Here is a 19,571-nt window from a genome sequence, read left to right as displayed (position 1 = left end):
CGTCCTCAGCCGGTGGTGCGGTCGGTCGGTGCGGTCGGCTCCGCGGATTCGGTGAGGGGGCCGCCCCCGCCGAGGAGGTCGGGGCCGGGTTTCGCCGAGTGGCCGGATTCCGTGTCCCCGACCGGGGTGAGTGGAGCCTCGCCGGTCTTCGGCTCCGCGCCGAGGGACGTGGTGGCCGCCGGCGTCTCACCCTCGCCACCAGGAGCGATCACATCCCCGACACCCTTCCGCCGCTCGGGCCGCGGCTGGGTCAGCCAGGCCACCGCCGCGCCGGTGACGGCGACGGGCCACTCCACCACGCCCGCCACGCCCAGGACGCCGGCTCCCGCGTACACCGCCAGCCGCCGCCCGCGCGGCGACACCGCTCCGACGCGGTCCAGGGCCTGTCCCGCCGCCCTGCTCACCGCTGCCGCGCCGGGCACCTTCTGCAACGCCGAGGCCGCATTCCGCAGCGAGCCCGGGAGGATGACCGACGACGGCCGATGCTCCTGCTGAGCCATGACTCTCCTCGTTCCGTATGAGTCCGTATGCGATCGCGCATGAGTCCGTACGAGATCGAGTGCCGGACTGGGCGAGTTCCCGTTCGGCGCGACGTCATCCGGCCACGGTGAATGTGGCCGGAGCCTCCCGCACGACCTGGGCAGGGGCGCTCCCACACCAGGCCCCACCCGATGACAGGCAACGCTTGTCCGTTACCAGGCCTTGCTGAAAACCTCCGCGCAAAGCGTTGACCAGAAAGCGCTTACCCTCTACGTTCCGTTCAGCGATGTGACCAACAAGCGCCATGGATGGGTCTGTTGGGCCACTCCGCCCGCGCGCGGCGTTCAGCCTGATGTACGACATTCACGTACACGATCGAGCACGGACTCCTGAAGGGACGCACCCGCCATGCGTACACACCCCCCACGTGCACACCCGCAAAGATCCGTCCTGGTGGCGGCCGCCGCGGTCGCCCTCGCGACGGTGTCGGTCCTCGCCCTCCCCCGGCCGGCCGGGGCGGCCGAATCCTCGCCGGTCGGCTTCGGGGCCGGGACGACCGGTGGCGGCAGCGCCACCGCGGTCACCGTCTCGACCCTGGACGCCTTCAAGTCGGCGGTCAGCGGCAGCACCGCCAAGGTGGTCAAGGTCAACGGCCTGATCTCGCTGAGCGGTCAGGTCGACGTCGGGTCCAACACCACGGTTCTGGGCGTCGGTTCGTCGTCCGGGTTCACCGGGGGCGGTCTGCGGCTGAAGAAGGTGACGAACGTCGTCGTCCGCAACCTGAACATCAGCAAGCCGGTCGCGCCCTCCGACGGCATCACCGTCCAGGCGTCGACCAAGGTGTGGATCGACCACAACGCCTTCTCGGCCGACCGCGACCACGACAAGGACTACTACGACGGCCTGCTGGACATCACCCACGCGTCGGACTACGTCACGGTCTCCTGGAACACCTTCAAGGACCACTACAAGGGTTCCCTCGTCGGCCACAGCGACAACAACGCCGGCGAGGACACCGGGCATCTGCGGGTGACGTACCACCACAACTGGTTCGACAACGTCAACTCCCGCATCCCCAGCCTGCGTTTCGGCACCGGGCACTTCTACGACAACTACGTCGTCGGCGCCGCGACCGCCTGCCACTCGCGCATGGGCGCCCAGATGCTCGTCGAGAACAACGTCTTCCGCTCGACGCAGGTCGCCGTCACCACCACCCGCGACAGCGACGAGGACGGGTACGCCAACCTGCGCGGCAACGATCTCGGCGGTGCCGCCACCGAGATCTCCCAGGTCGGCACCTTCACCAGCCCGCCCTACAGCTACACCGCCGAGCCGGCCTCGTCCGTCGTCGCCTCGGTGACGTCCGGCGCGGGCGCCGGAAAGATCTGACCACCCCCAACCCGGAAGAAGGTATCGGGACATGGCTTCACCCTTACCCGCACGCACCCGCCGGCGCGCCCTGAGCGCCGCACTGGCCTCGGTCGGCCTCACGTCTGTCATGCTCATGACCGGCGGTGGTCTGACCCCGGCGAGCGCCGCGACCTGGCCCACCGCCAATGGCAGCCAGGCCGTCACCGCCACCATCTCCGTGTCCGGCACCAAGGACTACGGGATGAAGCGCCTCTACGGCAGCGGCGACCTCGGCACCGGCGGCCAGAGCGAGGACCAGGACCCCATCCTCGAACTGGCCCCGGGCGCCGTGGTGAAGAACGTCATCATCGGCGCGCCCGCCGCCGACGGCATCCACTGCCTGGGCGCCTGCACCCTGCAGAACGTGTGGTGGGAGGACGTCGGTGAGGACGCCGCGACGTTCCTGGGCTCCTCCTCGTCCAACGTGTACACCGTCTCCGGCGGTGGCGCGAAGGAGGCCAGCGACAAGGTGTTCCAGTTCAACGGCGCCGGGACGCTCAACGTCTCCAACTTCGCCGTGCAGAACTTCGGCAAGCTGGTGCGCAGTTGCGGCAACTGCAAGACGCAGTACAAGCGCACCATCAACCTCAACACGATCGAGGCGACCTACAAGGGCAGCGCACTGGTCGGGATCAACACGAACTACGGCGACAGCGCGGCCCTGAAGAAGATCACGATCGTCGGGGACAGCAGCAAGAAGATCGTGCCCTGCCAGAAGTACATCGGGAACAACACCGGTGCGGAGCCGCCGAAGAACGGCTCGGACGCCGACGGGACGTACTGCAAGTACTCCTCGTCCGACATCACTTACAAGTAGGCCCAGTTCGCACTGGGGAGCAGAGAGGGCCGCCATCCGCGTCGGACGGCGGCCCTCGACGGCCTCAGGACGACCTCGGTCCCGATGTCACGACTTGGGCACATACCCCTCACGAACTGCCCACATCTGCGCATCATGCACGCCTGCACCAAAACACGGGGGGCTCTCATGAACGACGACGACCTGCTCAGATTCCACAACGGCGACACACTCCACAACATCCCCGTCGTCCGGGACGAGGAGCCACATACCTTCCCGTGGCGGACCGTGGGGATGGTGGCCGGTGTGGCCGCCCTCGTAGGCGGTGTGGTCGGTCTGTCCTTCGGCCTCGGCGACCGCCACCACCCCTCGCAGACCGTGGCCGCGGCCGCCGACACCTCGCCCCCGGCGGCCGCCACGACAACGCCCGCCCCCTCGACACCGGTCGTGACCGCCACGGCCACAGTGCAGGCTCCCACCCAGACGCAGACGGTGTACGCCGCGCCCGCCGACGGCGCCGCCGGCACGGACGGCGACAGCTCGACCGCGGAGACCGTCGTCGAGCAGTACTACGCCGCCGTCAACGCACAGGAATACCAGTCCGCTTGGGAACTCGGCGGCCAGAACATGAGCCCGTCCTACGACGCCTTCGTCGCCGGTTACGCCGATACGATGTACACGCAGGCCCAGGTCACGTCGACGGACGGCGACACCGTGTACGTGCGCGTCGACGCCGAGCGCTACGACGGCAGCACCGCCAGCTACACCGGCAGCTACACCGTCGACACGAGCCGGTACGAGATCAGCCACGGCACCCTGGCCAAGGTCGGCTGAGGACCAGATGCGGCGGCCGGTTCAGCGCCCGATCGCCCCGGTGAGCTCCCGCTGGAAGTCCGCGTACGCGGCCCGCAGTTCGGCGGCCGGCCAGTCTGCGGGCAAGAGCGCGGGCGGCAGTACGGGGTCGGCCAGCAGGTGGCGTACGACCGCGGTGAAGGCCGTGAAGCGGTCGGCCGGGCGGTGTGCATCGGCGACATGGACGTGCAGGGCCAGGGCCGTTGTGGCCCAGTCGTCCAACGGCCAGAGCTGGTCGGCCAGTTCGCGCGCCGGGCGGTCGGGGCGGGCGGTGTAGGTCTGCGCCACCTGCGCCAGGTCGTCCGGCAGAGTGCGCCGGAGGTTGGCGGGGCGCAGCCACACCCCCTCGCGCAGTTCGGCCAGCCGCAGGGTGGTCAGCCGGGTGCGCAGGTCGGCGCGTTCGGCGGGGCCGCGGCCGGTCGCCGTGATGACCACCATCTCCCAGTCGCCGTCCCACGCGCGCGTGCACGCCTCCACCGCCTCGTCCTGGCGGCGCTGGCGGGCCAGCAGCCGGTCGCTCAGGCCGTAGACGGCGTCGGTGCGGCGCAGGTCTCCGCTGGCGACCATCCGGCTGAGGGCGGCACGCAGCGTGGAGCCGCCTACACCGAAGGGCTCCACCGCGCGGACGAGCTCCTTCACCGGGAGCGCCGGCGGATGTGTGCCCAGCAGCAGGCTCAGGACGACCGACCGCGCGGACAGCGGCGGCAGCTCGGCCTCGCCCACCTGCGATGACACGTTCATGGGCCGGTACTTTACGTGCGCCGCGCTGTTGCGTCATTGCTACGGCTGTAGAAAGGGTGCAACATGGCGACATGGCCTCCACACCCTCGCCCGCGCAGCCGCGGGACCAGTACGCCACCCACGACGTCACCAACCAGCCTCCGGACCTGGCGCCGTACGACGCCTCCGAGGACACGGCCCTGCTGGAGGGGCTGCGCCGCGAGGGGGCCGGCTGGGCCGAGGAGGGCGTCCGGCGGCTGGGGCTGCGGGCCGGCAGCGCCGAGGCGCAGGAGTGGGCCGAGCAGGCCAACGTCCACGAGCCCGTCCTGCGCACCCACGACCGGTACGGCAACCGCGTCGACGAGGTCGACTTCCACCCGAGCTGGCACCACCTGATGCGGGCCGCGGTCGCCGAGGGCCTGGCCGGAGCGCCGTGGGCGGACGAGCGGCCCGGCGCCCATGTCGCCCGCACCGCCGGCGGACTGGTGTGGGGACACACCGACGCCGGACACGGCTGCCCGACCTCGATGACGTACGCGGCCGTGCCCGCGCTGCGCGCCCAGCCCGAGCTCGCCAAGGTCTACGAGCCCCTGCTGACCGGCCGGGAGTACGAGCCGGAGCTGCGGGTGCCGACCGAGAAGCCCGGTCTGCTCGCAGGCATGGGGATGACCGAGAAGCAGGGCGGCTCCGACGTCCGTACGAACACGACCACGGCGTGGCCGACCGCAGAGCCGGGCGTCTACCAGCTGCGCGGCCACAAGTGGTTCACGTCGGCGCCGATGTGCGACGTCTTCCTGGTGCTGGCACAGGCCCCCGAGGGTCTGTCCTGCTTCCTGGTGCCGCGGATCCTGCCCGACGGCACCCGCAACACCTTCCGCATCCAGCGCCTGAAGGACAAGCTCGGCAACCGCTCCAACGCCTCGTCCGAGCCGGAGTTCGACGGGACCGTGGCCTGGCTGGTCGGGCCCGAGGGCCGCGGCGTGAAGACGATCATCGAAATGGTCAACTGCACGCGTCTGGACTGCGTGATGATGTCGGCCACGCTCATGCGCAAGACGCTCGTCGAGGCGGGCCACCATGTGCGCCACCGCAGCGCGTTCGGGGCGCGCCTCATCGACCAGCCGCTGATGCGCAACGTCCTGGCCGACCTGGCGCTGGAGTCGGAGGCCGCCACGACCCTCACCCTGCGGCTGGCGGGCGCCGCGGACCGGGCGGTGCGCGGCGACGCCGGCGAGGCGGCCTTCCGGCGGATCGCGACCGCCGCCGGCAAGTACTGGGTGACCAAGCGGGGCCCGGCCTTCACCGCGGAAGCCCTGGAGTGCCTCGGCGGCAACGGCTATGTGGAGGAGTCGGGCATGCCCCGCCACTACCGCGAGGCCCCGCTGCTGTCGATCTGGGAGGGCTCCGGGAACGTCAACGCCCTCGACGTGCTGCGGGCGCTGCACCGCGAGCCCGCCACCGCGCAGGCCCTCTTCGACGAACTCGCCCTGGCCAAGGGCGCGGACGCGCGGCTCGACGGCGCAGTGACCCGGCTCAAGGACCAGCTGGCGGCCGGGTCCGAGGCCGGCGCGCGCCGGCTGGTGGAGCAGCTGGCCCTGACCCTGCAGGCCTCCCTTCTGGTCCGGCACGCCCCCGCCGCCGTCGCCGACGCCTTCTGCGCGACCCGGCTGGGCGGCGACTGGGGGCACGCCTTCGGCACGCTGCCCGAGACCGCCGATCTGGACGCCGTCCTGGAACGCGCGCTGCCGGACGCGAGCTGAGCCTGCGCGATTTCAAGTCGCCGGTCATGAGGCGGCCGGGCGGAACGGCCCGGCCGCTGCGGAGAGATCACGGGACATCACTGCACGTGAGAGCGGTGGGGCCGACCGTACGGGCGGGTGAACCGCGGGCGAATTCTGGATTCTCCTCTGGTCAGAAGCCGGTCAGGACGGGGGTCGCCGTCGTGGGGCCTGCTTAGGATCGTTCGACGCCGCCTCGTTCGCAGACCCCCAGGAGGCCCCGGCATGCCCGAAGCCGCAGTCGGCGCCGCAGCCGAGACCGGCTCAGCGGCGCCCCCGCCCCGACCCGCCCGGCGACGCACCGTCCTGCTCGCGGGCGGCGCGCTGGCCGTGGCGGCCGTGGTCGTGGCCGCGTCCCTGGCGGCCGGCGGTTCCGGCGGGAGCCGGCACCCGGCGGCGACGGCCGACGGCCTGCGGCACACCAGCGTCGAGATCACCTCCGCCGGCTGCGGCCGCGGCTGGACCCGCCCCACGGCCGGCCACCAGGTCTTCGACCTGCACAACACCTCCGGCAACGCGGAGGAGGTCTACCTCACCGACCCGAAAACGGGCGCCGTCTACGGCGAGGTCGAGGGGCTCGCACCGGGCACCGAACGCCCGCTGCGGGTGACCCTCGGCAACGGCAGCTACGCCTTCAGGTGCGTGGCCGACGACGCCGACGCCGTCACCGGCCCCACCGTGCGCATCACGGGCGGCACGGTGACGAGCGGTCCGGCGGCCGTGCCGGTCACCCAGCAGGACCTCATCCCGCCCACGCTCGCGTACCAGAGGTGGATCCAGGCACGCACGGTCGAACTGGCGCAGAAGACCGGCGTGTTGCGCGACGCGATCGACCGCGGGAACCTCGGCGCCGCCCGCAAGGACTGGCTCACCGCGCATCTGGTCTACGAGCGGATGGGGGCCGCCTACGGCACCTTCGGCGACGCGGACTCAACGATCAACGGGACCACGGCGGGACTGGTCGGCGGGGTGCACGACGCGGGCTTCACCGGCTTCCACCGCGTGGAGTACGGGCTGTGGCACGGCGAGTCGGCGAGCAGCCTGCGCGCCCCGGCCGCCGCGCTCGTGAAGGCCGTGGACGACCTGCGCGACCGGTGGCCGGACGAGCGGATGGATCCGGCCGACATAGGGCTGCGCGCGCACGAGATCCTGGAGAACACCGTGCAGTTCGAGCTGACGGGCCGTACCGACTACGGCAGTGGCACCAATCTCGCCACCGCGCGAGCCAACCTCGACGGCACGAGCGAACTGCTCGGCCATCTGCGGCCGTTGCTGAAGACCCGCGCCGCCGGCCTGCCCGGCATCGATTCCTGGACGACCCGCACCCGGCACATGCTGGACGGCTTCGACCACGAGGGCCGCTGGACGCCGCTCGCCCAACTGACCCGAGCCCAGCGGGAGAAGGTCGACGCGGACTTGGGCGAGCTGGTCGAACGCCTGGCCGACGTGGCCACCCTGACGGACGTACGGAGGACCGCGTGAACCCCGTGAACAACGTCGGGCGCCGGGGCTTCCTGGCCGGTGCGGCGGCCGTGGCGGGGACGGGCCTGGTGGCCGCCGACCATGGCGGCGCCTCGGCCGCCGCGCAGTCCGGCGGGCGTGCGCGGGTGGCCTTCCACGGGCCGCATCAGGCCGGCATCCTCACTCCGGCGCAGCGCGCCACCGCGTTCGTGTCGTTCGACACCACCGCCGCCGGCCGTGGCGAACTGGCCGACCTGCTGCGCACGTTGACCGACCGGGCCCGGTATCTCACCGCGGGTGGCAGCCCCGAGGAGCTGGGCATCACGGCGCCGCCCGCAGACTCCGGCACGCTCGGCCCTGACGTTCCGGCCGACGACCTGACCGTCACTGTCGGCGTCGGCGCCTCCCTCTTCGACGGCCGCTACGGTCTGGCATCCCGCAAGCCTCACCGGCTGACCGCCATGCCGTCGTTCCCGGACGACGACCTGGCCGCGGCCTGGTGCCACGGCGACCTGAGCGTGCAGCTCTGCGCCGCTCAGCAGGACACGGTGCTGCACGCCCTGCGCGACATCGCCCGGCACACCCGCGGCGGCATGCAGGTGCGCTGGCGGATGGACGGCTTCGTCAGCCCGTCCCGTCCCTCCGGCACGCCCCGCAATCACATGGGCTTCAAGGACGGCATCGCCAACCCCGATGTGCGCGACGCCCGTTCGATGGACCGCCTGGTGTGGGTGGGCAGCGGCGCGGGCGAGCCGGCCTGGGCGACGGGCGGCAGCTACCAGGTCATACGGCTCATCCGCATGCTGGTGGAGTTCTGGGACCGGGTCTCGATCACCGAGCAGGAGCGGATGTTCGGCCGCGCCCGGGACTCGGGCGCACCCCTGGACGGCCGCCACGAGAAGGACACGCCCAACTACCCGCAGGACCCCCAGGGTGACGTGATCCCGCTCGACAGCCACATACGGATGGCCAACCCGCGCACCACGGCCACCGCCGACCAGCGCATCCTGCGCCGCGCCTACAACTACGACCGGGGCACGGACACCAACGGCAACCTCGACATGGGCCTGCTGTTCTGCTGCTACCAGCAGGACCTGGCCCGGCAGTTCGAGACCGTGCAGAAACGGCTGGCCGGTGAGCCGCTGGTCGACTACATCACCCCGTTCGGCGGCGGGTACTTCTTCGCCCTGCCGGGTGTGCGCGACACCTCCGACTGGCTCGGGCGCACACTTCTGGCTTGAACCCGTCTGACGGATTCCGGTCAAGAACTGATCAAAATACGATGAGAATTTCCTGACCGAAGATTCGCTGCGGCGTCATTGCCGCTCCTCCACCCCGCCGCCACCATTGCCCAGGATCGGCAGTCGATGTCATGGCCACGAATGCCGTGGCAGTGGAACTCGGTTCTCCCGGAAGGCGAGACAGCATGATCGGCACAGGCAGAACATCAAGGGCGCGGCGCCGGCTGGCCCGTGCGGGCGCCCTGCTCGGTGCGGCCGCCCTGGCAGGCGCGGGTGGTGTCCTCCCCGCCTCGGCGTCCTCCGCACACGGCGGTCACGGCCACCACGGCACGCACACGGCGACGCCGATCAAGCACGTCGTGGTGATCTACGACGAGAACAACTCGTTCGACCACTACTTCGCCACGTACCCGAAGGCCGCCAACACCGACGGCACCAAGTTCAAGGCGGCGGCACACACGCCGAAGGCGGACAACCTCCTCAACGCCGGGCTGCTGGAGAAGAACCCGAACCTCTACAAGCCCAAGCGGCTGGCCGGTTCGCAGGCGATGACCTGCGACCAGAACCACTCCTACGGCCCCGAGCAGTACGCGGCCGACGGTGGCAAGGCCGACAAGTACGTCGAGAACACCGAGGTCAACAAGTGCACGGGGCTCTTCGGCGAGCCCGGCCTGGTGATGGACTACTACGACGGCAACACCGTCACGGGGCTGTGGAACTACGCCCAGCACTACGCGCTCAACGACCGGTCGTTCAGCTCCGTCTACGGGCCCTCCAGCCCCGGCGCGATCAACGTGATCTCCGGCAACACCCACGGCGTGATCTCCGTCGACCCGGCCACCGGCACGGAGAACCCCAAGCAGACCGCGAAGCCGGACCCGTACACCGTCGTCTCCCCCGACGCCAAGGGTGTCGGCACGATGATCAACGACCCGGACCCGGCCTTCGACGACTGCTCGAACAAGGACCACAGCGCGACCAACGCGCTGGCCGTCATGCAGGGCAGGAACGTCGGTGACCTGCTCAACGCCAAGGGCGTGAGCTGGGGCTGGTTCCAGGGCGGCTTCCGGCCGAGCACCCCCTGGGACGGCAAGCAGGGCGACTACGCGAAGTGCGCCGGCACCACCCACACCAACATCGGCGGTGCCGCGTCGGAGGACTACAGCCCGCACCACGCGCCGTTCCAGTACTACAAGTCGACGGCCAACCCGCACCACCTGGCCCCCAAGAGCGTCGCGGAGATCGGCCACGCCGGCCGGGCCAACCACAACTACGACCTGACGGACTTCGACGCCGCGCTCCGGGCCGGCAAGCTGCCCGCGGTCAGCTTCCTGAAGGCCGCCGAGTACCAGGACGGCCATGCCGGCTACTCGGACCCGATCGACGAGCAGCACTTCCTGGTGAACGAGATCAACGCGCTGCAGAAGTCGCCGCAGTGGAAGAGCACCGCGGTCGTGGTCGCCTACGACGACTCCGACGGCTGGTACGACCACGTCGTCTCGAAGGTGCTGAACGGCTCCAAGGACTCCACCGTCGGCTCCAACGGCAAGGCGACGGACAGCCCCGCCTGCCAGTCGGGTCCGGCCGCCGCGAGCGGCTACGCGGACCGCTGTGGCCCCGGGCCTCGGCAGCCGCTGCTGGTGATCTCCCCCTACAGCAAGGTCAACTCGATCGACCACACGGCCACCGAGCAGACGTCGATCACCCAGTTCATCGAGGACAACTGGGGCACCGGCCGCATCGGTGACGCGTCGTTCGACCGCCGGGCGGGCAGCCTGGGCGGCATGTTCGACTTCCGGCACCCCAACAACAAGCAGGTGCTGCTGAACTCGGACGGGTCGGTCAAGTCCGTGAAGGGCATCCCGCACCACGGTTCCACGGCCTCCTCGACGTCCGCCGAGGGTGCCTACGCGCCCTACGTGCAGGACCTCAAGGCGCAGAACGTGGCGGACAGCAGTCCCGCTTCCCCGGCCGTGCCGATCGCCGTCGCCGCCGGTCTGCTCGCGGCCGGTGCGACCGGTACCGCGTTCGCCCTGCACCGCCGCAGGCGGGCCGGGCAGCCGGCCGCGTAGGAGCGGCACGCGCGCACAAGGCGTGAGAGGGGGCCGCGGGCACTGTGCCCGCGGCCCCTTCGCGCTGTTCAGGACCGGCAGTCGAAGACGGTCGGTCGAGGACTGTCAGGACTTGTCCGACCCGGTCTGGGGCTCGGGGACCCGGCCCGGTTCGAGTTGCTCCTCCGCGACCGGAAGGAACTTGGAGATGAACACTCTGTACACGGCGGCACCGATCACGCCGCCGATCAGCGGCCCGACGATCGGCACCCAGAAATAGAGATTGCCGTACTGGTCGCGCCAGGCGGTGCTGTACCCGGTGAGGTAGCTGGCGAGCCGCGGCCCGAAGTCACGGGCCAGGTTGATGGCGTAGCCGGCGTCGGTGCCCCAGGCCATGCCGATGGCCACGACCAGGAAGCCGATGATGAGCGGGGCGAGGTTGGCGCCGGGCGGGGTGTTGAGCAGGTCGGTGATGGCGAAGATGAGCAGGACCAGGATGGCGGTGCCGATGATCTGGTCGCGCAGGGCGCCGAGTTCGCTGATCGGCAGGGCGCCGTTGCCGGGCAGGGTGGAGAAGACGATCTGGGTCTTGATGGTGTGCCCGGGGTCGGCCTTGGCCAGGACCTCGGTGTAGTTCCAGCGCACCAGCAGCGCGGCGACGAACGCGCCCGCGGTCTGGGCGAGGCAGTACGGCAGCACCTTCCTCCAGGAGAAGCCCGCGAAGCAGGCCAGGGCCACGGTGACAGCGGGGTTGAGATGGGCGCCGCTGAGGCGGGCTGCGACGTAGACACCGAGGGTGACGCCGAAGCCCCAGGCCCAGGCGATGCTGTCGTGGTCGCCGATGCCGGCGGCCACCACCTGGGCCACCACGCCGCAGCCGAACAGGATCAGGACCATGGTGCCCAGGAACTCGGCCGACAGTTCGCCGACCGTTCTTCTTCTGGAAGTCTGCTCCGCCATGAGGCACTGCCTTCCGCCAGAAATATTTGTATTCGCGAGGGTAGTTGTCCGACGCGAGGCGTCCAGAGGCCCAGCATCAACTGGAGTCACCGCCACCACTTACGCCCTGGGCGGGCACGCACGTTTCCGCACACGCCCGCCCCGGGCCTCGCCTGCGACGGGTCAAGGTCTCACCAAGACGATGGCACAGAGGGCGTGCAAGCGCAGCGCGGCGATCGTCCGCTCGGCGGCGGTCGCGCGGGTGCGGGGCGTCAGAGCGTGTTGCGGCCCCAGCGCGGCCCGAAGCGGGCCCATTCCGTATCCCACTGGGTCATGCGCCGGCGTTCCAGCCGCCCGCACAGCACCCGGCCGCCGACGAAGGGCACCGCCGCGGCGCTCAGGCCCACCAGGACGCCGATCAGCGAGGACCGCATGTGGGCCTGGGCGAGGGTGGGCGGCTTCGTGACCAGCTCGCCGTGCCGGTCCGTCCAGACGGTGACGGCGGTGCCGACGGCGCTGCCCGGTGCGACCCGGACCTGACCGGTGTGCCGGGCGCCGTCCGGCGCGGTCCAGCCCACCTTGCCCCAGACCTGTTCGCCGCTCGCCTTGACCGGGTGGTCGGCGGCCTTTCCGGGCGCCTTCTCCGTCACCAGGGCCACGACCTGCCGCCACTCGACGCGCTCGCGGGCCAGCCCCTGCTCCACGGCCCCGGTGGCCGCCAGACCGGCCAGCACCCCGGCCGCGAGGGTGACCAGCCAGGCGCCGATCACGACCCACGCCTCCACCACGTCGACGCGGCGTTTGAGCGGGTTGCGCCGCCAGCGCCACAGCCACGCCTTGGGACCACGGAACGCCATCGAAGGCATCCTCCTCATGAGCGCACGACCTTCCCGAACCGCCATCCCATACGAATCAGGGCCATGGGATGCTCAGGCCGACTCCCCTGACTCGACGGTCGCACGAGTACCCCCACCCGCGCAGCTGTTGCCGGGAACGGGGCCTGTTCTCGCCGCTCGGTCCGCCTCCGCCGTCCTGACCTGCACGGATCGTCATTCCAGAGGTGACTGTCAGTGGCGGGGTGCAGACTGGCCGGTGTCTGGGACGAAGACGTCACGGAGGTGATCGGCATGGCCGAGGTACTGCTCACCGTCGGCACGCGCAAAGGCCTGTTCATCGGGCGCCGGCGTGGGGGCACCTGGGAGTTCGACGAGAGTCCGTATTTCAACGCGCAGGCGATGTACTCGGTGGCGATCGACACCCGCGGGGACCGTCCGCGGCTGCTGGCCGGCGGCGACAGCGCCCACTGGGGACCGTCCGCGGCTGCTGGCCGGCGGCGACAGCGCCCACTGGGGACCGTCCGTGTTCCACTCCGACGACCTGGGCCGCACCTGGACCGAGCCGTCCCGGCCCGCGGTCAAGTTCCCCAAGGAGACCGGGGCTTCGCTGGAGCGGGTGTGGCAGCTGCACCCGGCGGCCGCGGAGGACGACGTGGTGTACGCGGGCACGGAGCCGGCCGCGCTGTACCGCTCGGAGGACCGCGGGGAGACCTTCGAGCTGGTGCGTCCGCTGTGGGAGCACCCGACGCGTTCGAAGTGGGTGCCGGGGGGCGGTGGCGAGGGACTGCACACCGTGGTCACCGACAAGCGGGATCCACTGGCGGTGACGGTGGCCGTGTCGACGGCCGGGGTGTTCAGGACATCGGACGGCGGGGCGAGCTGGACGCCCTCCAACTCCGGTGTGGCCGCGGTGTTCCTGCCTGATCCCAACCCGGAGTTCGGGCAGTGCGTGCACAAGGTCGCCCAGGACGCGGCGACCCCGGACCGGCTCTATCTGCAGAACCACTGGGGTGTGTACAGAAGCGACGACGCGGGCGCCCACTGGACCGACATCGGCGAAGGCCTGCCGTCCACCTTCGGCTTCGCCGCGGCCGCCCACCCGCACCGCGGCGACACCGCCTACGTCTTCCCGATCAACGCGGACGCGGACCGGGTGCCCGCCGACCACCGGTGCCGGGTCTTCCGCACGGCCGACGCGGGCAAGAGCTGGGAGCCGCTGTCGGCCGGCCTGCCGCAGGAGGATCACTACGGCACGGTGCTGCGGGACGCGATGTGCACCGACGGCGCCGACCCGGCGGGCGTGTACTTCGGCAACCGCAACGGCGAGGTGTTCGCCTCGGCCGACGACGGCGACAGCTGGCAGCAGCTGGCCTCGCACCTGCCGGACGTCCTGTGCGTACGGGCCGCGGTGGTGGGATGAGTCCTACGGGGGGACCGCACGGCCTTGGCCACTGGTTGATCTCCGCTGCCCGTGCGGCAGTAGGGTGACGCCCGTGGCACCACGACCCTTGCATGAAATCGTCGAAGCAGGCTGGGCGAAGGCCCTGGAACCCGTCGCCGGACGGATCGCCGAGATGGGCGACTTCCTCCGCGCGGAGATCGCAGCGGGGCGCACCTACCTGCCGGCCGGGCCGAATGTTCTACGGGCCTTCCAGCAACCCTTCGACGACGTACGGGTTCTGATCGTCGGTCAGGACCCCTATCCGACACCGGGACATGCGGTGGGACTGTCGTTCTCGGTGGCACCCGAGGTGCGTCCGCTGCCCGGCAGTCTCATCAACATCTACCGCGAGCTGCACACCGACCTGGGGCTGCCGCAGCCCTCCAACGGTGACCTCACGCCGTGGACCGAGCAGGGCGTGCTGTTGCTCAACAGGGCGCTGACCACGGCCCCGCGCAAGCCGGCCGCGCACCGCGGCAAGGGCTGGGAGGAGGTCACCGAGCAGGCCATCCGGGCCCTCGCCGGGCGCGGGAAGCCGTTGGTGTCCATCCTCTGGGGCCGCGACGCCCGCAATCTGCGCCCGCTGCTCGGCACGCTTCCGTCGGTGGAGTCCTCCCACCCCTCCCCCATGTCGGCCGACCGCGGCTTCTTCGGCTCGCGTCCCTTCAGCCGGGCCAACGACCTGCTGATCGGACAGGGCGGACAGCCGGTGGACTGGCGCCTGCCGTGAGCGGCCCGGAGGACGGGGTCCTCGCCGTCGACTCGGGGGGTTCCGGACTGCGGGTCGTCATCGGCAGCACAGAGCGCGGTCCGCTGGGCCGGCGGGAGACGCGGGAGCCGGTGCACACCGGGGCCCGGGGTATCGATCCCGGGCATTTCATGGCCCAACTGGTGCCGATGGTCCGGGAGTTGAGAGCCGAGTCCGGAGTCGGTGCGCTGCGCACGGCCGCCGTGGGTACCGCCGGACTCGCCAGCCTGGGCGAGGCGCTGCGGGCCGAGCTGCCCGGTGCGCTGGCGCGGGAGTTCGGCATCCGCTCGGTCGCCCTCGTCGCCGACGCCGTGACCGGGTATGTGGGCGCGCTCGGGCCGCACCCCGGCGCCGTGGTCGCCGCCGGCACCGGACTGATCGCCGTCGGCACCGACCTGACGCGCTGGCGCCGCGCGGACGGCTGGGGTCATCTGCTGGGCGACTGCGGCGGCGGCGCCTGGATCGGGCGGGCCGGTCTGGAGGCGGCCCTGCGCGCGTACGACGGCAGACCCGGCGGTTCGGCCGGGCTGATGGCTCGCGCCGAGGAGCTGTTCGGCCCGATGCGGGGCCTGCCGGGCCGGCTCTACCCCCGCGAGGACCGCCCCGCCGTCCTCGCCACCTTCGCACCGCAGGTGGCCGCCCTCGCCGACGGCGATCCGGTCGCCGCGGGCATCCTGCGCTCCGCCGCCCGGCACATGGCCGAGTCGGCCGCCGCGGTCTGCCCGGACGCGGGAGAGCCCCGGGTGTCCGTCACCGGCGGCCTGCTGAAGATGGGTGACCCGCTGCTCGTCCCGCTGAAGGAAGAACTCGCGGAGCGGCTGCCGCACGCCCCGCTGGTACCCGCCGCCGGAGACCCGCTCGCGGGCTCGGTGCGGATCGCCCTCGATCTCGCCGCGGGAGCGCTCACCCTGCCGGGTGACGCCGCGATGCTGAGCGTGGTGACCGGGCCGGGCGACTAGGGTCTGATCCGCCGGCCAGGCATTAACCCCGGCAGGCTGGTCGGTTCCCCTCCGTACGTAACTCATCAGACAAAACCGGACGGATACCGCTCACCTGCACCCTCCCCGAACAGGGGAGCCCAAGAAGCCAGTAACATGCGTCGCCATGAGCTCAGCCACTGGACCCGCGTCCGGCCTGCCAGTACGAATGCCGCGACCTCGCCAGCCCGGGCGGCACCGCCGACCCGAGCCGCTGGCGGCTCCCGAGGGCGCGCCCGCGCTCGTTCTCGCGGTGCCGGGCACTCCCGCTGCCGCCACGCGCAGCCTCGCCGAGGAGGTCGTGAGCATCGCGCGCTCCGAGCTGCCCGGCCTGGACGCCCGCATTGCGTACCTGGACGGGGACGACACGGAGTTCCCGACGCTGCAGGCTGTACTCACGCACGCCGCCGAGGAGCGCACGGCCCGCTACGAGCGGGCCAAGGCCGCCGGTCTTGACGTCAAGGAGCCCGACGGTCCCGTCGCCGTCGTCGTGCCGCTGCTGGCCGGCCCGGACGGCGCGCTGCTGCGGCGGATCCGCCAGGCCGTGATGGACAGCCGTATCGCGGCCGACCTGACCGATGTGCTGGGCCCGCACCCGCTGCTCGCCGAGGCGCTGCACGTGCGTCTGTCGGAGTCCGGTCTGGCCCGCGCCGACCGCGCCCGTCTGTTCACCGTGGCGACCGCGGCGGACGGCATCATCCTGGCGGCGGTCGGCGGTGACGAGGCCGTGCAGGCGGCCGGGATCACCGGCATGCTGCTCGCCGCGCGCCTCGCGGTGCCGGTGATGGCTGCGGCGCTCGACCAGGACGGCTCGATCGGGGCCGTCGCCGAGCAGCTGCGCAACTCGGGCTCGCAGCAGCTGGCACTCGCGCCGTACCTGATAGGGCCGGAGATCGACCCGGGCCTGATCGGTGAGGCGGCCAAGGAGGCGGGCTGCTCCGCCGCCGAGGCGCTCGGCCCCTACCCGGCGATCGGCAAGCTCGCGCTGGCCAAGTACACGTCGGCGCTGGGCATCGCCCCGCCGCAGCCGCAGGGCACGCCGGTCCGCTGACGCGGACCACAGCACCGTACGAACGCCGAAGGGCCCGTTCCCCGTCCGGGAGCGGGCCCTTCGGCGTGTGCGCGGTCTCCGGACCCGGTACTCAGTCGAAGATCACGCAGGAGGCGGCGGGGACGCCGAGCGCGCCCTCGTAGCGCGGCAGGCCCGTCTCCGGGTCGACGGCGAACCAGGCGACCTCCCCTGAGCGCTCGTTGGCGACGTAGAGGAATCCGCCGGACTCGGCGATCGCGCGGGGCCAGTGGCCGCCGCAGGGCACGGTGCCGATCAGCCGCAGCTCCTCGCCCTCGACGGCGAAGGTCGACAGGACGTCCTCGCCGCGGGTGGCGGTCCACACGAAGCGGCCGTCGGAGGAGGCGACGATGCCGGACGGGTAGGCGTCGCCGGACGGGACGCCTGGCAGCACCTGCCCGACGGTCAGCGGTTCCAGGAGGCCGGCCGCGGCGTCCCAGCGGCAGACGGTGACGGTCGGTGTCAGTTCGGCGAGCACGTACGCGCGCGTGCCGTCCGGGTGGAAGGCCAGGTGACGCGGTCCTGAACCGGGCCGCAGGGGGATCTCCCGGTGAACTTCGAGGCGGCCCCCGGCGAGGGCGCACACACGGACCGAGTCCGTGCCGAGGTCGACGCTGACGATCCAGCGGCCGCTGGGGTCCGGCTGCACCTGGTGGGCGTGCGGTCCCTGCTGGCGGAGGGTGTGCGGGCCCGAGCCCTTGTGCCGCAGGACGTCGGACGCGGTCCCCGCGAGGGTGCTGTCGCCGCGGACGGGCACGGTGGTGACGCTGCCGGAGCCGTAGTTGGCGGTCAGGACGTGGCCGTCGTGGACGCTCAGATGCGTGGGGCTGTCGCCGCCGACGCGCACGGGCGCTCCGGCCTTGACCGGCCGCTCCCCCGTCACCCGGAACGCGGCCACCGCGCCCTCGGCGGTCTCGCTGACCGCGTAGAGGATCTGCCCGCCGGGCGCCAGCGCCAGGTAGGACGGGTCCGCCACGGAGTCCACCCGGCTGAGGGCCGTCAGCGCGCCGCTGTCCGCGGCCACGGCCGCCGTCACGATCCCGGGGCCGCCGGCCGCCGTGAACGACCCGATGAAGGCCCGCTGTCGCCGCCCACCGCCACCTGTCACCGCTGTCCCCTCTCGGTCCTGTGCCTCGGGGCGACGTTAGCAGTCGATCATCTGCGGTCTAGACCACGAGAGGCTCCGGGCTCCGGGCCGCGGACTCCGGGCTCCGGCAGACCGACCGCGATCCGCCGGACGGCATCACGCTCCGACGAGACGCGAGCCCGAGGGTGTCCGTAGCGGCGTCGCCAGTTCCGCCAGGGCGCGTTCCAGGCCGTGGAGGTGGGCCAGGGCGGGCTCTGTGGCGGGGGTCTGCGGGGTGGCCGTGATGTGGTCGCCGCCGCCGGTGAGGGCCTCGACCGCCGCTTCCACACGCCAGCAGGCCGCGGCCAGGCGGGCGTCGTGGGAGGCCTCCGGGTCGGCGGCGACGGCGACGAGGCCGCGGGTCTCGCGGGCGCAGTCGTCGAGCAGGGCCAGGACCCGGCGGGCGCGCCGCTTGCGGCCGAGCATCGGGTTGAGCGGGTGGACCAGGGGCGCGACCGACATCCGGACCCGGCCGAGCAGCAGCTCCAGTTCCGCGATCCGGCGCGCAGGGTCGGCGTCCGCGGAGCCGGCCAGCCGTGCGGCCGCCTCCGCGGTGCACGCGTGGACACAACGCAGCGCGCGCTGGATCCAGTCGTGGGTGACGGCGTGCGTGGTGACGGGCAGGACGAAGAGCACCGCGAGCGCGGCGCCGAGCGCGCCGACGCCGGTCTCCACCGCGCGCAGGGCCAGCAGAGCGGGGGTGAGCACGCCCAGCAGGCCGTAGAGGAGTTCGGCGAGCAGCGTGACGCAGAGCATCATCCAGGTGTACGACACCGCGGCCGAGTAGAAGATGCCGAAGACGCAGGCGGCGAGCAGTGCGGCCGACGGAACCGCCGCCGCGTGCAGGGGGACGGCGATCAGCACGCCGAGGCCGATGCCGATCACCGTGCCGAGGACCCGGCGGAAGCCGCGGACCAGGGTCTCGCCGCGCGAGGCGGTGTTCACGAAGACCCACCAGGTGGCGCCGACGGCCCAGTACCAGCGCTGTCCTGACACCAGCTGGCCCACGACCAGCGCGAAGCCCGCGCCGGCGGTGGCCTGGACGGCCTGGCGCGTGGTGACGCGGACGAGACCGCTGCCGGCCGGCGGGGCCGGCACGGGTGCCGGAGGCAGGTCGGCCTCGTAGCACCACAGGCCGAAGCGCACGGCCGAGGTGGTGAGCAGGGACAGGACGACGGCGGCGTACAGCTCGGGCAGCCGGTCGGTGGTCGCGTGCAGGAACTGCGCCATGAAGAAGGTCATGAACGCGAACACGCCGAGGCTGTGACCGCGCGGGCCCCAGCGGCGCGCGTACACGCCGGCGCCGGTGATCGCGAGGAAGGTGAGGTCGCGGGCCACCGGGAAGTCGTGCAGGACGGCCGCGGCGGCGAGCACCGGGAGGCCGACGGCGGGCAGCAGCGCGGTGCTGACGGCCTGCCCGCGGACCGTGGCGTCGGAGACGGTGAACAGGGCGAGCAGGGCGGCCAGGCCGCCGATGACGGTGCCGACGAGGGAGAGGCCGGCCAGGCCGCAGACGACGACGGCGAGGCCGATGCCGAGGACGGCGCGGGCGGCGAAGCGCAGCCGCGTCCGCCCCGGGTCCGGAGCCACGAACACCCTCTTCAGCAACTGCTTCCCGCCCCTCGAACCACGGCATGAAAAAGGCG

The 19,571-nt window shown here is 72.0% G+C and carries 16 protein-coding genes and 1 pseudogene; 11 read left to right on the top strand and 6 right to left on the bottom strand.

The genetic code is table 11. The features are described from left to right. Window positions 1-5 precede the first annotated feature (5 nt). Complete coding sequence (locus ACGFYN_RS33770; RefSeq protein WP_393869734.1) at window positions 6-500, bottom strand: hypothetical protein; 495 nt, start codon at window positions 498-500, stop codon at window positions 6-8. A 388-nt stretch (window positions 501-888) separates the two neighbouring features. Here ACGFYN_RS33770 and ACGFYN_RS33765 point away from each other — a divergent pair, with 388 nt between their 5' ends. The 3 genes from ACGFYN_RS33765 to ACGFYN_RS33755 all read left to right on the top strand — a co-directional run bounded on the left by ACGFYN_RS33765 (window position 889) and on the right by ACGFYN_RS33755 (window position 3,520). After that, window positions 889-1,869 (top strand): polysaccharide lyase family 1 protein, encoded by a 981-nt coding sequence (locus ACGFYN_RS33765; RefSeq protein ID WP_393869733.1) that lies wholly within the window; start codon window positions 889-891, stop codon window positions 1,867-1,869. Between the two features lie 31 nt (window positions 1,870-1,900). Then, entirely contained in the window at window positions 1,901-2,707 is an 807-nt protein-coding gene (locus ACGFYN_RS33760; protein WP_393869732.1) for a pectate lyase, read from the top strand. Window positions 2,708-2,875: 168 nt separating this feature from the next. Then, complete coding sequence (locus ACGFYN_RS33755; RefSeq protein WP_393869731.1) at window positions 2,876-3,520, top strand: hypothetical protein; 645 nt, start codon at window positions 2,876-2,878, stop codon at window positions 3,518-3,520. A gap of 21 nt (window positions 3,521-3,541) precedes the next feature. Here ACGFYN_RS33755 and ACGFYN_RS33750 read toward each other — a convergent pair whose 3' ends face one another. After that, window positions 3,542-4,279 (bottom strand): PaaX family transcriptional regulator C-terminal domain-containing protein, encoded by a 738-nt coding sequence (locus tag ACGFYN_RS33750; protein ID WP_393869730.1) that lies wholly within the window; start codon window positions 4,277-4,279, stop codon window positions 3,542-3,544. A gap of 71 nt (window positions 4,280-4,350) precedes the next feature. Between ACGFYN_RS33750 and ACGFYN_RS33745 the strand changes: the two genes are divergently transcribed. The 4 genes from ACGFYN_RS33745 (at window position 4,351) to ACGFYN_RS33730 (ending at window position 10,810) form a co-directional block, all read left to right on the top strand. Next, the gene (locus tag ACGFYN_RS33745) at window positions 4,351-6,018 is read left to right on the top strand and encodes a DNA alkylation response protein (RefSeq protein WP_393869729.1); all 1,668 of its coding nucleotides are present in this window, start codon (window positions 4,351-4,353) and stop codon (window positions 6,016-6,018) included. A gap of 243 nt (window positions 6,019-6,261) precedes the next feature. Next, a complete protein-coding gene (locus ACGFYN_RS33740; protein WP_393869728.1) occupies window positions 6,262-7,518 on the top strand; it encodes an EfeM/EfeO family lipoprotein in 1,257 nt (418 codons plus the stop codon). Further along, complete coding sequence (efeB, locus tag ACGFYN_RS33735) at window positions 7,515-8,738, top strand: iron uptake transporter deferrochelatase/peroxidase subunit (RefSeq protein ID WP_393869727.1); 1,224 nt, start codon at window positions 7,515-7,517, stop codon at window positions 8,736-8,738. The genes ACGFYN_RS33740 and efeB overlap by 4 nt, the downstream gene beginning before the upstream one ends. A gap of 185 nt (window positions 8,739-8,923) precedes the next feature. Further along, window positions 8,924-10,810, top strand: a complete 1,887-nt coding sequence (locus ACGFYN_RS33730; protein ID WP_393869726.1) for a phospholipase C — start codon at window positions 8,924-8,926, stop codon at window positions 10,808-10,810. Window positions 10,811-10,915: 105 nt separating this feature from the next. Here the strand turns inward: ACGFYN_RS33730 and ACGFYN_RS33725 are convergent, their stop codons facing one another. Further along, window positions 10,916-11,749 (bottom strand): MIP/aquaporin family protein, encoded by an 834-nt coding sequence (locus ACGFYN_RS33725; RefSeq protein WP_393869725.1) that lies wholly within the window; start codon window positions 11,747-11,749, stop codon window positions 10,916-10,918. A gap of 251 nt (window positions 11,750-12,000) precedes the next feature. Then, window positions 12,001-12,585, bottom strand: coding sequence for a hypothetical protein (locus ACGFYN_RS33720; protein ID WP_393869724.1), 585 nt, complete (start codon window positions 12,583-12,585; stop codon window positions 12,001-12,003). 270 nt (window positions 12,586-12,855) lie between these two features. On the opposite strand from ACGFYN_RS33720, the pseudogene ACGFYN_RS33715 reads away from it, so the two are divergent. The 4 genes and pseudogenes from ACGFYN_RS33715 (at window position 12,856) to ACGFYN_RS33700 (ending at window position 16,781) form a co-directional block, all read left to right on the top strand. After that, window positions 12,856-13,984: pseudogene (locus ACGFYN_RS33715) on the top strand (WD40/YVTN/BNR-like repeat-containing protein). A gap of 73 nt (window positions 13,985-14,057) precedes the next feature. Then, the gene (locus ACGFYN_RS33710) at window positions 14,058-14,735 is read left to right on the top strand and encodes a uracil-DNA glycosylase (RefSeq protein WP_393869723.1); all 678 of its coding nucleotides are present in this window, start codon (window positions 14,058-14,060) and stop codon (window positions 14,733-14,735) included. Beyond that, on the top strand, window positions 14,732-15,712 hold the full coding sequence (locus ACGFYN_RS33705) for an N-acetylglucosamine kinase (RefSeq protein WP_393869722.1): 981 nt from the start codon (window positions 14,732-14,734) through the stop codon (window positions 15,710-15,712). Before ACGFYN_RS33710 ends, ACGFYN_RS33705 begins: the two co-directional genes overlap by 4 nt. A gap of 145 nt (window positions 15,713-15,857) precedes the next feature. Then, window positions 15,858-16,781, top strand: a complete 924-nt coding sequence (locus tag ACGFYN_RS33700) for a sirohydrochlorin chelatase (RefSeq protein WP_393869721.1) — start codon at window positions 15,858-15,860, stop codon at window positions 16,779-16,781. 91 nt (window positions 16,782-16,872) lie between these two features. Here ACGFYN_RS33700 and ACGFYN_RS33695 read toward each other — a convergent pair whose 3' ends face one another. After that, window positions 16,873-17,907, bottom strand: a complete 1,035-nt coding sequence (locus tag ACGFYN_RS33695) for a lactonase family protein (protein WP_393869720.1) — start codon at window positions 17,905-17,907, stop codon at window positions 16,873-16,875. Between the two features lie 135 nt (window positions 17,908-18,042). Further along, window positions 18,043-19,533, bottom strand: coding sequence for an FUSC family protein (locus ACGFYN_RS33690; protein ID WP_393869719.1), 1,491 nt, complete (start codon window positions 19,531-19,533; stop codon window positions 18,043-18,045). Between the last annotated feature and the right edge of the window lie 38 nt (window positions 19,534-19,571).

The organism is Streptomyces sp. NPDC048419, from assembly GCF_043200415.1.
Taxonomy (GTDB): domain Bacteria; phylum Actinomycetota; class Actinomycetes; order Streptomycetales; family Streptomycetaceae; genus Streptomyces.
The sequence above is the reverse complement of the archived record's forward strand: the minus strand, read 5'-3'. Positions and strand labels throughout refer to the sequence as shown.